The following is a 14453-nucleotide window of genomic DNA, read 5'->3' as shown; positions in this document are numbered from 1 at the left end:
CCCTTATCCCTTATCTCTTATCTTCATTCTGACTTATCTTTAATCCGTCATCCTATTTACCCGTGAATATTTAGCGTGTTACCCTGCTCGAATTAACAGCATGAATGGATTATCACGATGTAAACTAGTGAGTAACAGCTCGCTAATTCTTAATATAGTGAATTGTATTATCATGTTTTTTATCTATCGCTTGGTTCGCTTGAGAATAATTATTTAGAAGAGCAAAACCAGCAATAATGTGGTCAATTATTTATTGATGTTAATGTATTACCGTGATTCTATTTTTATGAAAAAAAGGAATTTATTCAAAATAATAAAGAGCTTATTTAGATTGTTTTATCTATAAATTAATTTAACTTATTAAAGTCTAGATGTAAGTTATGAATGATTTTTCTATATAGTTACTCTTTATTGGGAATCTAAAAATAGCTATTATAATTTTATATTCTACTAGCTTTTTTTAAAAAAGTTGAGAAAAACGTCTTGTCTATTAATAAACATGAGCCTGTATATAAATCTATTATTCTTTTTGCGTTATGCATACTGTCCTTATTGATAGCTATCTGGGCTTCCTATAGTAATGCATATCAACCTGAAGAAGGGGATATTATTTTTCATACTTCACGTTCACAACAAAGCATTGCTATCCAAAAAGCGACAAATTCCCAGTACAGCCATATGGGAATTATTTTATTTAAAAAGCATGAGCCTTATGTTTACGAAGCCTCCAATATTGTTAAATTTACACCATTGCAACAATGGATTACACAAGGAATTTCAGGTAAGTATGTCATTAAAAGATTGAAATTCGCACTAACGGAAAAGCAGAAAGCCGAATTATATCAACAGGCACTTAAATATGAGTCAAAGTTGTATGATTTAACATTTTCTTGGAGTGATGAGAGAATGTATTGTTCAGAGCTCGTTTGGAAAATTTATTTAAATGCTATTGGGATTAAAATTGGTGATTTACAACAATTAGATGAATTCAATTTTTCATCAAGTCAGGTTAAGGAAAAATTAACAGAACGATATGGTAAAAATATTCCTTATGATGAATTAGTCATTTCGCCAAAAGCAATGTTTGATTCTCCATTACTCATAACGGTTGATGAATCCCGTTAAAAAATGATAGGAGTTTGATATTGTTTCATGTGGGATGAAGGATGGGAATTAGGTTAAGTACTAGAATGCTACTTGTACATTATTTGTTAAACAGATAGTCGATAGATATCAGCATTAGGTTTGGTAGCAATAATTTTTTTATTTTAATGTGTTATAGAGACTGTATCCTGCCACTGCACCAGCAACATCATAGGCAAAATCATGCCAACTCCATCCTGTTCCGGAAGGTCTACTATCATAAAGTTCTTTAGCAGCCCCTAACGACACTGAGAATAAAATCCCGAACTGTGCAGCGTCTTGATGTTGCCAATTTTGTTTATCGGCATAAGCATTTCCTGCGATTGCCATTGCAGCAGAAAAGGCAAAATGCTGTGCTTTATCTTTTCCTTTCCAATTATCATTTGCCCAATGAAGGTTAGAACAGCCAGTAATGCCGAATAAAATAATAGTAAATATATAAGGAAAGAGTTTATTAGGTCGCTTCATACTGTTTATCTATAGTAGTCGGGTTGGAAAAAACGCCACGTAAGTGGCGTTTTGATCGCATTTATTTACTACAATATACGACTGATTAATCTATCCACTCTTATACGACGTAGACGACGAATAAGCTTTTTCACTTTAACCGGATAAATTTGAATATTATCTAATTCGCGATAATGGCTTACAACAATTGTATGCGTGCGGATACATTCAAGTTCATGGCTACGCTGTTCTTGCATCTCTTGGTTTGGATCATGAATAAGCACTGCATTTTCAAGATCAAGCCCCCACGCACGAGGGTTCAAGTTATTACCGGTGATGAGCTGCCAATGGCTATCAACCCACATACCTTTCAAGTGATAGGTATTTTCGCCATCCTTCCATAGGCGGATAGTCAGTTGTTCGCTATCGATAAATTTTTGTAGGCGACTGATAAAGCGGCGCAAATTAATTTCATACAGATAAGGTAAAGCACCAATAATTTTAAATGGTTCTTCAGGGGGAATATAAAAATCATTAGCAGTTTTATCACCAATGATAATTTCAACCTGCTTACCTTCACGCAATAGTCTAGTAATAATCCTAACAAGTACTGCTGGAAGGTTGAAATAAGGTGTACAAATAGTGAGTTTATTTTCAGTCGAGCCCATTAAGTGGGTAATAGTGCGATTCAGATCATTCTTTTTACCAAGTCCAACAAGAGGGATGACAGCTAATTCACTGTTGGAGGCATTTCCTTCAAAGCTATATGAACTTCCTCTTAATGTAAGACGAAATTGCTTAATAATATGTTTGAATTCAGCTGTTTTTAGTCTGGTTGGCGTATTAAGTAGCTGAACTGCATCTGCTTTTAATAAAGTATCATCAATATAAGATTTCATTGATGTGGTTAGTTGTTTATTTTTGATGATCTGATATCTATCATAGCGATATCTATCATGGCGTTGCAGATAGACATCATTAATACTTGCACCGCTATACAGTAAGGTATCATCAAATATAAAACCTTTTAGGTGCAATACACCCAATGCTTCCCGAGTATTGACGGGTATACCATAAACTGGAATATCAACCTCTGGGTATTGTTGCGAAACATCATAATACCAATCTGCATTGGTTGAATTAGCTACAGCACCAATTCTTCCTCGTTGCGCACGGTGCCAATCGACAAGTATTTTGATCTCTAAAGATGGATTAGCTTGTTTGGCCGCATATAGCGCATGAAGAATATCTTTACCGGCATCATCTCGCTCTAAATATAAAGCGGTAATGTAGATAGCATGTTGAGCAATAGAGATTTGCTCAAGCAGAGCATCACGAAAATCTTCTGTCTTATATAGCGTTCTAACATCAGCAACTGATTGTGACAATTTAGGTATACTTGCCAAATATTGTTGATGTTTTGCTTGTTTTAATTTTGACAACATCACAGTGTGAATTTTCTCTTATTAGTTCAATAGCAAATCGCTTTGTACAAATAGCTAAGCGAATGATCCGAGGATGATAGCATATTTCGCCAAACCATTTAGAACAAATTGAAAATGTGTTTAATTATTGTACAGTTCTGTATTTTTTTTGACCTATAAATGTAATGTCAGGTTTACGACACCATCTTCAAATTGCACATCAATTTCGAAACCAAGCTTTTTAGCTAAACTGATCATATTACGATTTTCGGGCATGGTAATCGCATTAAGCTTTTTGATCCCATGTGATCGTGTATAGCTCAATAGTTTATTCATTAGTTGGTAGCCTAGCGTGAGCCCTTTCATATCCGATCTGACGAGAACTGCAAACTCAGCCTCTTGATTATCAGGATCCGCCATAGCACGTGTTACTCCGATAATTTCAGGGTTTGAATCTTGATGTTTAATAGCGACAAATGCCATTTCGCGGTCATAGTCAATCTGAGTCATATTAGCGAGATCATCATGAGTGAATTCACTGATTTCACTAAAGTAGCGATAATAAAGGTCTTCTTTTGTAACTTGCCCAATAAATGATTTTAACAGCGGTTCATCTTCTGGCAATATTGGGCGTAGCAAGCAAGTCATGTCATCTTTTAAGGAAATCGTTTCTTCAAGTTCGCTTGGATAAGGGCGGATAGCGAGTCTTGATTTTGGATTATCTTCACTCTGAATTAAGGTCATTGAGACATCAAGTAAAGTAAATTCATCCCCGGAGGCGAGCAACGGATGAATATCAATGCGAGCAATATTTGGGCAATCAATGATTAAGTTTGAAACACGTACAAGTAAGCTGGCTAAACCTGGAATATTTAAAGGGGCGAGCGCACTTCGTGCTTTGATTTTATAACCTTTAATAGCTTGAATGACGAGATATCGAGCGAGAGCTAAATTCAATGGAGGTAAGGCAACCGCAGCTTGGCTCTCTTGTTGCCACTCAATGCCGCCTTCACCTAACATAATTAAGGGACCAAAAATAGGATCTAACTCTACCGCGATACGCAATTCTTGTGCACCAGCACGATTAGCCATACTTTGAACGAGTAAGCCTTCAATTCTAGCGTTAGGGAAGTTAGTGGAAACCCTTTCAATAATCGCTTTAGCGGCATCTTCAACTTCCTTGGCAGTACGGAGGTAAAGCATGACTCCTTGAACTTCTGATTTATGCACAATATCAGGTGAGCGCAACTTTAATGCAACGGGATAACCAATTTTTTCTGCAATTTCAATAGCTTCATCACTTGAGTGTGCAATCCACGTCGGTAAACTCTTTAGCCCATAAGCTTCTAAAATTGGCTGAACCTCATGGGTATCCAAGTTAAGGTTATTATTTTGTAATGCTTGTTGGATATAAGCATGTGCTTGCTGAGTATTGGCGGTAATACCAATCGGAAGGGCTGGTGTTTCTTTGAGTTGCTTTTGGTTTCGTCGATATTCAACCATATGCATATAGGCGGTAATAGCACCTTCCGGAGTTCGATAAGTTGGTATTCCAGCTTCACTGAAAAGGCGACGTGATGTCTGAGCAGTGTATTCACCGCACCAGTTAGTAAGGATAGTTAGCCATTTGCCTCGAGGATGTTGCTTGATTGTTTTAATTATTTTTTCAGCTATTCCTCGGCTTTCTGTTATTGCGCTAGGAGTATAGATGAGTAGCAAAGCATCATGGTCGTGGCTATCCAGCATTTTGTTTAAAACGGTAATATAACGATCAACTGTTGAGTCATCGCCTAAATTAATTGGGTTTGTAGTGGAAAGATCAAGCGGAAGTATAGCACTTAGTTCATTTTCTGTTTCTTGACTTAAGGTCGCTAATTTACCGTTTCTTTGCAATAGTTCATCTAATGCCATTGCTGCAGGTGCCGAACCATTACTAATAATTGATAGGCGTTCCCCGCGTAATGGAGTCATATAACTCAATGTCTCCACAGCAGAAAACATCTCATGTGTGTCTTGTACACGAAGTAGACCTGCTCGTTGAATAGCGGCATCATAAGCGGCATCTAAACTCGGTTTTTCACCTAATAATTGTTGAGCTTTGCGAGTACGACCACTTTTAATCACTAATATGGGTTTATTGCGCGAGGCACTGCGTGATGCAGAAAGAAAGCGGCGTGCGTCACTAATACTGTCTAGATAAAGCAAAATAGCACTTGTTTTGCTATCGCGAGCGAGATAATCCAGTAGGTCATCAATATCAATATCGACACTATCACCCAGCGCGATAAAGTAAGAAAAACCAATATCACGATGTCTTGCCCAATCTAATACGGTATTAGAAACAGCAGCAGATTGTGAAATAAAAGCTAACTTACCTTTCAATATGGGGATGGGAGAGAAGCTAGCATTGAGCCCTTGCCAAGGCGCAAGAATACCGAGGCTATTAGGGCCAAGCAGTCTTATTTGGTATTGTTGAGCAATTCTTTTAAGTTCAGCAAATTGAATTGATGGAGATGAAAGAATGATAGCAACATTACAACCATATTCGCCTAACTGCTTTAAACATTCAGGATTTTTTGAATGATGAGTGCAGATAACAGCAAGATCAGGTTTTAAGGGAAGCTTATCAATAGATGGGTAAGCAAGTACCCCAAGTATAGACATTCGATTTGGATTAACGGGTAAAATAGGCCCTTTAAAGCCACTGGTTAATAAGTTTTTCATCATCACCGAACCGGCTCGATTCGGATTTTCAGAAGCGCCAATCACCGCGATTGATTTTGGTCTGAATAAGGATTCTAACTGACTCACTAAACCCATGGCAGATAACCTTTTGCTTTGGTGAGCGAAAACACCGCTCAATGAATATTGGGATGCGTAGCAATACTATGCCGTATCTCACTATAAGCGCCAGTTTAACCTGTTAATTATATAAGCATGTTCACGTTTTAAGTTAATATCCGTCATACTTCGTGCCGCAGCGTTGTTGACTGCATTCATTCGCACTAGTCACATACTTGTGTATGCTCCTAGCGTCTCATTCATTTGTCGCCTAGCTGCAACTCGAATTATTTAGGATATTTTATTTGGCATACTTCGTGCCGCAGCGTTGTTGACTGCATTCATTCGCACTAGTGCTCTAAAAGCCTTGTTCAGCTTTTAACATTTGAGCGAGTGGGTGGTGAGGTTTACCTTCGAGATACTTATTTCTGAACAAATTGAAATGGCTAAATAATTGTTCAGAGGCGATGGTATCTCCGGCGAGCTCAAGGAGCGTTGCTGCTACTTCTGCTGTGCAATGCTGCTCTTCTCGTGATGGTGTACGCAGTAAATAATCAGTTCGTGCTTTAGTATTAATGGATAACACCGGAATGTTATCAAGGTAAGGGCTTTTACGAAACATCTTACGAGCTTCAGGCCATGTACCATCTAATAAAATGAATAGAGCCGGTTTATCAGAGATTGTTGGTTGATTAACCACAGTTCTCCCACTTTGCACATAGCTTTCAGGAAAGATGATATACGGTTGTCTTGTATCATCTTCAAGCGCGGCGAGTAGCCGCTGGTCAGGCTCTGTTCTTGACCATTGGAATGCGAGAGTATCTGGCAAAATATCTGCAATCAGTTTCCCTGTATTACTCGGTTTAAATACTTCACCGTCGAACATGATTAGACAAAATTGGCTATTAGCATGTACTGGCATTATTGCACCACAAAGGCAGTTCGCAAGGGGTAATAGACAATGTTGGCAACGCTTAACACGGCAGCCTCTTGCCTTAAAGGGTTTGGTTGAAAGTAACAAGCGCTGTTGGCGTAGTGTAAAAACGGCATTTTGAGTCATGTTAGGTACGAGTTATAGATATCGACAAGAACAAAGAGCGTATTGTACGTAAATCGGTAGGGTGACGATAGCGGTATATTCAGTATCTTTTATGGCGGTCATACTTCAAATGCGGTTATCAGCACTGAGTTATCTGAGTCACATGGTGGCCTATGTTTGCTAAGATAGATTTGCTCGATGCCTACATGTACCTCGAATTATTTAAATATAGATGCGATAATAGTGTGAATCGGTGGCGTAGCCTTGCAACATCATGTAATCTTCGCGCCATAGCTTAGTAGGGGATAGCAATGAACGACTCGAATGATTTTAATGGTAAGAACGGCAAAGTAAAAGTGATGTATGTCCGTAGCGAAGGTCAAGATGACGGTCGCAATAAAGGCAAGCGCCAGCAAGATAATAAGCGCTCGAATGATAAAAAAGGTGGCCGATACAACGAGCGTTCAGAGCGTTCAGGTCGCCGCGATGATAACCGAAATCAAGATACCCATGAACGTTCACCTTGGCGCACTATATCCAAACCAAATAGTGAAGAGCTGATTAATGACCATGGTGGTATTTCAGGTAAAAGCCAGATAGACCCTGAACAATTACGTAAACAACGCCAAGAAGAAACGCGTATTTATGGTGAAAATGCTTGCCAAGCAATGTTTAAAAATCGCCCTGATGCGATCGTTCGTGCTTGGTTCTTGCAATCTGTTACACCACGTTTTCGTGATGCTTTAAAATGGATGGCAGCAAATCGTAAAGCGTATCATGTTGTTGATGATGAAGAACTAGAGAAAGCCTCAGGCACTGAACATCATGGTGGCGTGTGTTTTATTATCAAAAAACGCGGTGGGATGGATGTAGAAACATATCTACAACAAGCTCAACCTAAAGATTGCGTTTTAGCGCTAGAAGATGTCGGTAACCCACATAACTTAGGCGGTATTATGCGTAGCTGCGCTCACTTTGGTGTGCAAGGTGTTATTTTGCAAGATGCTGGAATGCTTGAGTCGGGTGCCGCAATTCGTACCGCTGAAGGTGGTGCTGAGCACATTAAAGCGATTGATGCTGACGGGCTTAGTACTACACTGAATAAATTCCGCCAAGCGGGCTATACCATTGTGACAACTTCGAGCCACAAAGGTAGCCTAGATATTGCTAAAGCACAGTTGCCAGAGAAAATGGTACTTGTTTTAGGTCAAGAGCGTGATGGTTTGAGTGACAGCGTCTGGAATGAAGGCGATATGAGCTTGTACATTGGTGGTACCGGTAAAGTTGAAAGCTTAAACGTTTCTGTTGCGACAGGTGTTATGTTGGCACAGTGGTGGCAACAAAATAAAGCGAAGTAGTTAGCGTAAGCTATGTTTAGACTGCACATGAAAAGTGGGTCATCCTCTGATTAATGTGCAGTTTTTTATTTTTAAAATCTAATTAGGGGCTGTTTATCTTTTCTGCTGTTTTTTACCGCACTAATCGGTTTAAATAACAGCAATATAATCATATCACCTACTTGGATGCCTAAAAAAACATCACCAAAAAACCTAAACCGTAAATAAAAAGCGCCCTTTGAGTTCGATTAAACGTGATTTTTCGCTGTGTTGAGCGACTTTTGCCTAGTTGACTAGGCGGCGAGTCACATGCCTTGCTTCTTTTTATCTTAACTAAAGACGTGTAATTCGAATAAAAATCGATTTTCAAAGATAAACAGCCCCTAGCATTGGTATAGTTTTATTAAGATATTTTTCGATTTATCCCCATCATATATAATTACGAATTAACGCATTTACTATCATCACAATTCCATTTTTCAATGAGTGTTACAGATGACATTTCCATCATATTTACCCGAAAATCTCATTTTATTGAATGAAAATGATGTTCTGACAGAAGTTTATTTAGGCTCTCAAGTATCAGATGAATTGTTTACAATTTGGCATAATGGCGAGCTACTTCCCATTCAGGGGGAGCCTATGGACTATATTGTCGCTAAAGAAAATAGCCCATTAAGGATAGTAGCGAAGCATTGTGTGTCGGGCCAGGAAATCATAATTTTTGATGGTTCATTGTACGGCTATGATGCCATGTTTTGCGATGATCCTGATGAATCAACATTGCTATCTTTACCACTGATTCAATACGGCTTTTCAGCCGCCGCGCTGAAACTCTCTTTTTTTTATAATATTGATTATGAAAATGAAAAAGACAACTACGAGTTTGATGAACATGGTGATGTGATCTTAATTAATGGTTGCGCAATGTCTTGGGAAGATGTAAAGCGTAATGGATTCGATGCTTTTACTCTTGCTCTTTTTGATAATAATGAAAATGAGCTCGAAGTCGTTAGTCTAGAGCTAGCCTAATATTTCTGCAAAATTATTTAGTTCTCGGGAAAGAAATTCTTCCTCTGTGTAATAAACCTGAGATCGGTTTAAGCCATGACTTGAAGCCCTGTTTTCTCGGTATTTGAAATATTCAGTGATGGCCTTTTCGGTTTCAAACAATAGGCAATCAAACCGCCCAGTAAATTCAACATGAATCCATGCAAACTACGATGGCGAGAATGTTCAATCTGCGTAATGTTTTTCAGCTGATCATTAATTGTTTCAATAATGAATCGCTTAGCTAGCATCGCTCTATCCCAAGCCGCTAATAATTTTGGCTTCATATTTTTGCGTTGTCCTGTTACCCATGTTATTCCTTCCATCTTTAAATCTTCAGTTAATGCTTTGCTGATATAACCTTTTTCTGCATAAAGCTTATCCAAAATCCCTTTGGAGAGCGCCTTGATTGGCGTTCTATCATCAACATTTACTGGCGTGAGCTTCGCGTAAAGAAGGAACTTAATGGCAAAAATCTTCGGCATGACAGAATAAATTAACTAGATTACGCATAGCGGGTTCCTCAGTGAAAAGTTATTTCTTGGTCGAAAGATCTGATCACAGAACCTACTTTTAGTTCCCTTCTTTTTTGTTTTTCTTATCCCGAGTTCAGGTTAACTAGGAGCTTGGCTTATCCATCCATGCCTAACCCTAAGCTGTTTTTTTATCGCATTCGCATTGGGTTAATTTGTCGTTGGACCGCTATCTGATCAATTTGACAGGAAATCCATTGTAATCGGGTGTCTTATAATTTTTCTAGTAAGCTCCATTATATGCAGTATCGCAAATGATCTATCACTTCAAATATGTTGGCGAGACTCATCCGACGAATAAATGCACGATAGTAACGGTTACGAATATCATAGGTTTTTTGCGAACATTGATAATAGATACACAATTTATTGTACGGCACTGTCAATTAGTCTATTGAACGGTAGCCTCTATACTTATTTCTCAACTGCACCAGCTTTGCTTATGGAAAGACTTGGGGGAGCCCATTTCAACTTGAACTATTGTTTGCTTCAACTGTATTCATTCTTTAGTATTAACTGTATATACCGGAGTTGCATAGGTATTGTTCTTACGAGTTATGTAATAAAAATGTTAAATCAAATGATTTTTCAATAATTCGATGTTAAGGCTATCGATTGCCCTAGTACTCTGAATCCATGTAAAATCGATTACGGATGATATAACGCCACTTCACGAACGAGGGCAAGGAAGGCTTTCATACCAGCGGATTGGTTGCGTCTCCCTGAATAGTATAAACAAAGCCCAGGCACACAAGGCATCCAATTGTCCAATACAGAAATAAGTTGACCTGACTCAATTTCAGCACGAACATCCTGTTCCATAAAATAGCCTAGGCCAATATTCTCTAATACGGTAGCCCTTGCTAAGCTTGCTTCATCAAGGGTTATCGGTCCTTGTACATCAATTTGAATAATTTCTTCATTTTTTTCAAACTTCCAGCGAAATAGTGAGCCATCAGGGAGACGCACTCGAATACATTTATATCTAAAAAGATCTGTTGGTATTAGTGGTTTTCCGTAACGCTGAAAATATTCAGGTGAACCAACAACAACATATCTTTGAAGTTTACCAAGAGACACTGCAATCATGTCACTTGGAATAAGATGGGCAACACGAATGCCTAAATCGAAACCCTCAGCTATTATGTCGACGAGTTTACCTTCCGTCACTAAATCAATATTCATTTCTGGGTAACGTCGAAGAAATTCGATAATCACAGGAGAAATAATTTCTTTCGCGGCAAATGCGGCTGCATTGATTCTTAATGTACCTGAGGGGGATTCTCTCTGAGAACGTACAATATCTAAGGCGCTATGAATATCCTGAAGAGCAGGGCCGACTTGTTCTACAAAAAGTCGGCCTGCCTCTGTCAGGGAAACACTGCGTGTTGTCCGATTAAACAGACGAACACCCAGATTTTCCTCTAATTTGCCGATTGCATGGCTTAAAGCTGTTGTCGACATTCCAAGCTCAATCGCCGCACCACGAAACGTTCCACGTCTGGCGATTGCCATTACGGCTTGTAGATCATTTAAGTTTGCTCGTTCCATTATCCTGATCTATTCAACTAAACATCCCATTTTATACGGATTGTCAAAACAAACGTCAAATCATAAAATTTAACCATCAATTTGGATCATTTAGAAAGAGCAACTTATGAAACATATGCCCACAGTGGTTAGAGAATATTTTGAGGCAGATCAAGCGAATGATGTAGACGCTTTAAACCGGATTTTTTCTCACTCTGCCATTGTTGATGATGAAAATACCCTGCACAACGGTATTGTGGAAATTCGTACATGGTGGTTAGCAGTAAAAGAAAAATACCACCATTTTCTTGAACCTTTTGAGGTGTCTAGCGCAGGTCATATCAGCACGGTTTTGACACAAGTGAGAGGAAACTTTCCGAATAGCCCTGTGACACTAAAATTTCAATTCACACTTGAAAATAGCAAAGTCATTAAATTGAGAATTTATTAATGGAAAATTTTTTGACTTTAAAAGGAAAGCGCGCCCTTATCACATCTGGTACAAAGGGGGCTGGTGCTGCCACAGTTCAATTATTCCACGAACTCGGCGCAACCGTACTGACCACTGCGCGAACTCAACCAGATTATTTGCCAAATAATACATTTTTTGTTTCGGCTGATCTTAGTACCCGAGAGGGTTGTGATACTGTTGCTCAAGCAGTACAAGAATTATTAGGTGGGGTTGATATCATTGTACACATGCTTGGTGGTTCATCGGCACCAGCTGGCGGATTTGCTGCATTAACTGATAAAGATTGGTATACAGAACTCCATTTAAATCTGATGCCTGCGGTACGTCTTGATCGTCAATTAATTCCAGACATGATTCAACATGGGCAAGGGGTGATTATCCACGTTACTTCAATACAAAGAACACTGCCTTTACCTGAAGCAACGACAGCTTATGCCACAGCAAAAGCTGCGCTGGCAACCTATAGCAAAAGCCTGTCAAAAGAAATATCCCCAAAAGGTATCAGGGTTGTTCAAGTCTCGCCAGGATGGATTGAAACGGAGGCATCTGTTGCTCTTGCCGAGCGACTGGCTTTACAAGCTGGTACAGATTACGAAGGTGGCAAAAAGATGATTATGGATTCACTCGGGGGGATTCCGATTGGTAGGCCATCCAAGCCTGATGAAATAGCAAATCTCATCGCATTCTTGGCGTCATCACGCGCTTCTACAATTACAGGTACTGAATATGTAATTGATGGTGGGACGATTCCTACAATTTAATAGTAATATTGAATCATTCCATACTATATTTTCTCTTTATTGGAGCAATTTAGAATTACACTAGATTGCTCAATTTTTAAAAAATTGATTGAGAAAGTAAGAATAGAACATATAACTAAAATTGGATTTAAAATGGCGAATCTTATAGAGCATGAAAACAATAATGCCCACAAGCATGCATTTGATGGAGCTCTTTTACAATTAATTGCCCAATCAATATCTCAACACTATCCTAGTTTTCGATCTCAAGAATTCTTAAAAATTGAATCTTCTCTAGTTAATAAGGAAATGAAGTCTAGAGTTAAATTAATTCGTGACACTCTGGCTCAAGAGTTACCCCAGCAGTATCCCCAAGCTCTTGAAATTCTTATAGCTGTTCTTCATTCTGAAAAGCTTAGTGGGTTTTCTATATGGCCAATTGCTGAATTTATTCAAACTTATGGTCTGAATCATCCCGACATTTCATTAGAAGCATTAAAACTCCTCACGACTCGTTTCACATCTGAATGGGCTGTTCGACCATTTATAAAGAAGTACCCTGAAAAAACAATGGATTTTTTGCTCCAATGTGCCAAGGATAAAAATGTTGATGTTCGTAGATGGGCTTCTGAAGGAACACGTCCACGTGTTCCATGGGGCGAGCGCCTTCAAGATTTCATTAAAAATCCATCTGCGACAAAGGATATTTTAGAAGCTTTAAAATTGGATCCTGAACTTTTTGTAAGAAAGAGTGTTGCCAACCATCTTAATGATATTTCCAAAGATAATCCTGACTATGTCATTGCGGTATTAAAACAATGGCAGGAGCAAGCACAGGACGATAATCAAAAAAGAATCGAGTGGATTACTAGATATGCTCTTCGAACATTGATAAAAGATGGGAATCTAAATGCTTTAGCACTTATCGGAGTGGCTCATGATGCATCCATAAAAATGGAAAAATTTTCAATCAAACAGGAACATCTTAAACTGGGTGAAAGTCTTGAATTTCAAGTACAGGTTCTATCAACAAGCGACCAACCACAGAAAATTGTGATTGATTACATAATTCATTTTATGAAATCTAATAAAAAGACTGCCCCAAAAGTGTTTAAGCTTCGTTCGTTTGATATTCCAGCATATGGGATAGTTACAATTGAAAAAGCACACTCGCTCAAGAAAATCACGACACGGCAATACTATTCAGGCATCCAAAAAATTGACATCCAGATCAACGGCAAAATTTTTGGAAGTAAAAACTGGCATTTAGACGTTAATGAGAGTTCACCTGACTAGTCAAAAGAGGTCAGTATTAATTCCATACCATAGGTCCACTCCCCATTAATTGAGACACACCAATTTAGAGTTTTCTAACTATTGAGGATACGCCTCCGGCGGGAGGTGATTTAAACTTTCATGAGTTCGGTTAAGGTTATAATCTTGCAGCCAAAACCACGCTAATTCTCGAGTTTGGGTCAACGACTCAAATAAATAAGCATTCAACAATTTACGACGGAATAAGCCATTAAATCGTTCGATAAATCCGTTTTGTTATAGTTTACAAGGTTGAATATGGCATAATGAAATTCTATTATTTTCACAATAATTCAATAGATTAGCTGAAATAAGTTCTGGGTCATTATCCACGCGAATTTGTTTCGGTAACCCTCTGTCTATTTTTAAACGCTCAAGTACTCTGATGACACCTCTTCTGGCAACGAGGTATCCACTTCAATCGCCAAACATTCACGCGTTCATTCATCTATAATATTCAATGTTCTGAAACGCTTACCGCAATATAAACTGTCATGCATAAAATCTAATGCTCACTGAATATTGGGTGTTTTCTCGACCATTAGCGGTTTTTTTTCACGTACTGGAAGGACTTTTTTGACTCGACGTTTTAGATTTAACCCTAAGCGACAATAAACGCGATAAACCCGTTTATGATTAAAGG

At 38.5% G+C, this 14453-nt stretch carries 11 protein-coding genes and 2 pseudogenes; 6 read left to right on the top strand and 7 right to left on the bottom strand.

Going from position 1 to position 14453, the window contains the following annotated elements:
- Positions 1–483: 483 nt before the first annotated feature.
- The gene (locus OOA_RS10710) at positions 484–1125 is read left to right on the top strand and encodes a YiiX family permuted papain-like enzyme (RefSeq protein WP_008912171.1); all 642 of its coding nucleotides are present in this window, start codon (positions 484–486) and stop codon (positions 1123–1125) included.
- Positions 1126–1263: 138 nt separating this feature from the next.
- Here the strand turns inward: OOA_RS10710 and OOA_RS10705 are convergent, their stop codons facing one another.
- The 4 genes from OOA_RS10705 to OOA_RS10690 all read right to left on the bottom strand — a co-directional run bounded on the left by OOA_RS10705 (position 1264) and on the right by OOA_RS10690 (position 6855).
- Entirely contained in the window at positions 1264–1611 is a 348-nt protein-coding gene (locus tag OOA_RS10705; RefSeq protein ID WP_008912170.1) for a YfiM family lipoprotein, read from the bottom strand.
- Positions 1612–1679: 68 nt separating this feature from the next.
- Entirely contained in the window at positions 1680–3035 is a 1356-nt protein-coding gene (gene pssA / locus OOA_RS10700) for a CDP-diacylglycerol--serine O-phosphatidyltransferase (protein WP_040690956.1), read from the bottom strand.
- A gap of 153 nt (positions 3036–3188) precedes the next feature.
- Entirely contained in the window at positions 3189–5834 is a 2646-nt protein-coding gene (locus OOA_RS10695; protein WP_008912168.1) for a bifunctional acetate--CoA ligase family protein/GNAT family N-acetyltransferase, read from the bottom strand.
- 319 nt (positions 5835–6153) lie between these two features.
- A complete protein-coding gene (locus OOA_RS10690) occupies positions 6154–6855 on the bottom strand; it encodes a tRNA-uridine aminocarboxypropyltransferase (protein ID WP_040690954.1) in 702 nt (233 codons plus the stop codon).
- A 290-nt stretch (positions 6856–7145) separates the two neighbouring features.
- Here OOA_RS10690 and OOA_RS10685 point away from each other — a divergent pair, with 290 nt between their 5' ends.
- Positions 7146–8192 carry a tRNA/rRNA methyltransferase gene (locus OOA_RS10685; RefSeq protein WP_008912166.1) on the top strand — a complete coding sequence of 349 codons (1047 nt, stop codon included), beginning with the start codon at positions 7146–7148 and terminating at the stop codon, positions 8190–8192.
- A gap of 474 nt (positions 8193–8666) precedes the next feature.
- Positions 8667–9203, top strand: a complete 537-nt coding sequence (locus OOA_RS10680; protein ID WP_008912165.1) for a hypothetical protein — start codon at positions 8667–8669, stop codon at positions 9201–9203.
- Positions 9204–9271: 68 nt separating this feature from the next.
- Here OOA_RS10680 and OOA_RS10675 read toward each other — a convergent pair.
- Both OOA_RS10675 and OOA_RS10670 read right to left on the bottom strand, forming a co-directional pair.
- A pseudogene (locus OOA_RS10675) lies at positions 9272–9679 on the bottom strand (transposase); the annotation flags it as partial.
- Between the two features lie 723 nt (positions 9680–10402).
- Positions 10403–11305, bottom strand: a complete 903-nt coding sequence (locus OOA_RS10670; RefSeq protein ID WP_008912163.1) for a LysR family transcriptional regulator — start codon at positions 11303–11305, stop codon at positions 10403–10405.
- Between the two features lie 106 nt (positions 11306–11411).
- On the opposite strand from OOA_RS10670, the gene OOA_RS10665 reads away from it, so the two are divergent.
- From OOA_RS10665 to OOA_RS10655, 3 genes are all read left to right on the top strand, one after another.
- On the top strand, positions 11412–11735 hold the full coding sequence (locus tag OOA_RS10665) for a nuclear transport factor 2-like protein (protein WP_008912162.1): 324 nt from the start codon (positions 11412–11414) through the stop codon (positions 11733–11735).
- Complete coding sequence (locus OOA_RS10660; RefSeq protein ID WP_008912161.1) at positions 11735–12517, top strand: SDR family oxidoreductase; 783 nt, start codon at positions 11735–11737, stop codon at positions 12515–12517. The genes OOA_RS10665 and OOA_RS10660 overlap by 1 nt, the downstream gene beginning before the upstream one ends.
- Positions 12518–12649: 132 nt before the next feature.
- The gene (locus OOA_RS10655; protein ID WP_008912160.1) at positions 12650–13792 is read left to right on the top strand and encodes a DNA alkylation repair protein; all 1143 of its coding nucleotides are present in this window, start codon (positions 12650–12652) and stop codon (positions 13790–13792) included.
- 78 nt (positions 13793–13870) lie between these two features.
- Here OOA_RS10655 and OOA_RS20065 read toward each other — a convergent pair.
- Positions 13871–14453, bottom strand: a pseudogene (locus OOA_RS20065) (integrase core domain-containing protein); the annotation flags it as partial.

The organism is Providencia burhodogranariea DSM 19968 (assembly GCF_000314855.2).
Classification (GTDB): domain Bacteria; phylum Pseudomonadota; class Gammaproteobacteria; order Enterobacterales; family Enterobacteriaceae; genus Providencia; species Providencia burhodogranariea.
The sequence above is the reverse complement of the archived record's forward strand: the minus strand, read 5'-3'. Positions and strand labels throughout refer to the sequence as shown.

Bases quoted from the DNA above. Each gene is read 5' to 3' on its own strand.
- OOA_RS10705 (WP_008912170.1), bottom strand. From the start codon at position 1,611: ATGAAGCGACCTAATAAACTCTTTCCTTATATATTTACTATTATTTTA.
- pssA (WP_040690956.1), bottom strand. From the start codon at position 3,035: ATGTTGTCAAAATTAAAACAAGCAAAACATCAACAATATTTGGCAAGT.
- OOA_RS10695 (WP_008912168.1), bottom strand. From the start codon at position 5,834: ATGGGTTTAGTGAGTCAGTTAGAATCCTTATTCAGACCAAAATCAATC.
- OOA_RS10690 (WP_040690954.1), bottom strand. From the start codon at position 6,855: ATGACTCAAAATGCCGTTTTTACACTACGCCAACAGCGCTTGTTACTT.
- OOA_RS10685 (WP_008912166.1), top strand. From the start codon at position 7,146: ATGAACGACTCGAATGATTTTAATGGTAAGAACGGCAAAGTAAAAGTG.
- OOA_RS10680 (WP_008912165.1), top strand. From the start codon at position 8,667: ATGACATTTCCATCATATTTACCCGAAAATCTCATTTTATTGAATGAA.
- OOA_RS10670 (WP_008912163.1), bottom strand. From the start codon at position 11,305: ATGGAACGAGCAAACTTAAATGATCTACAAGCCGTAATGGCAATCGCC.
- OOA_RS10665 (WP_008912162.1), top strand. From the start codon at position 11,412: ATGAAACATATGCCCACAGTGGTTAGAGAATATTTTGAGGCAGATCAA.
- OOA_RS10660 (WP_008912161.1), top strand. From the start codon at position 11,735: ATGGAAAATTTTTTGACTTTAAAAGGAAAGCGCGCCCTTATCACATCT.
- OOA_RS10655 (WP_008912160.1), top strand. From the start codon at position 12,650: ATGGCGAATCTTATAGAGCATGAAAACAATAATGCCCACAAGCATGCA.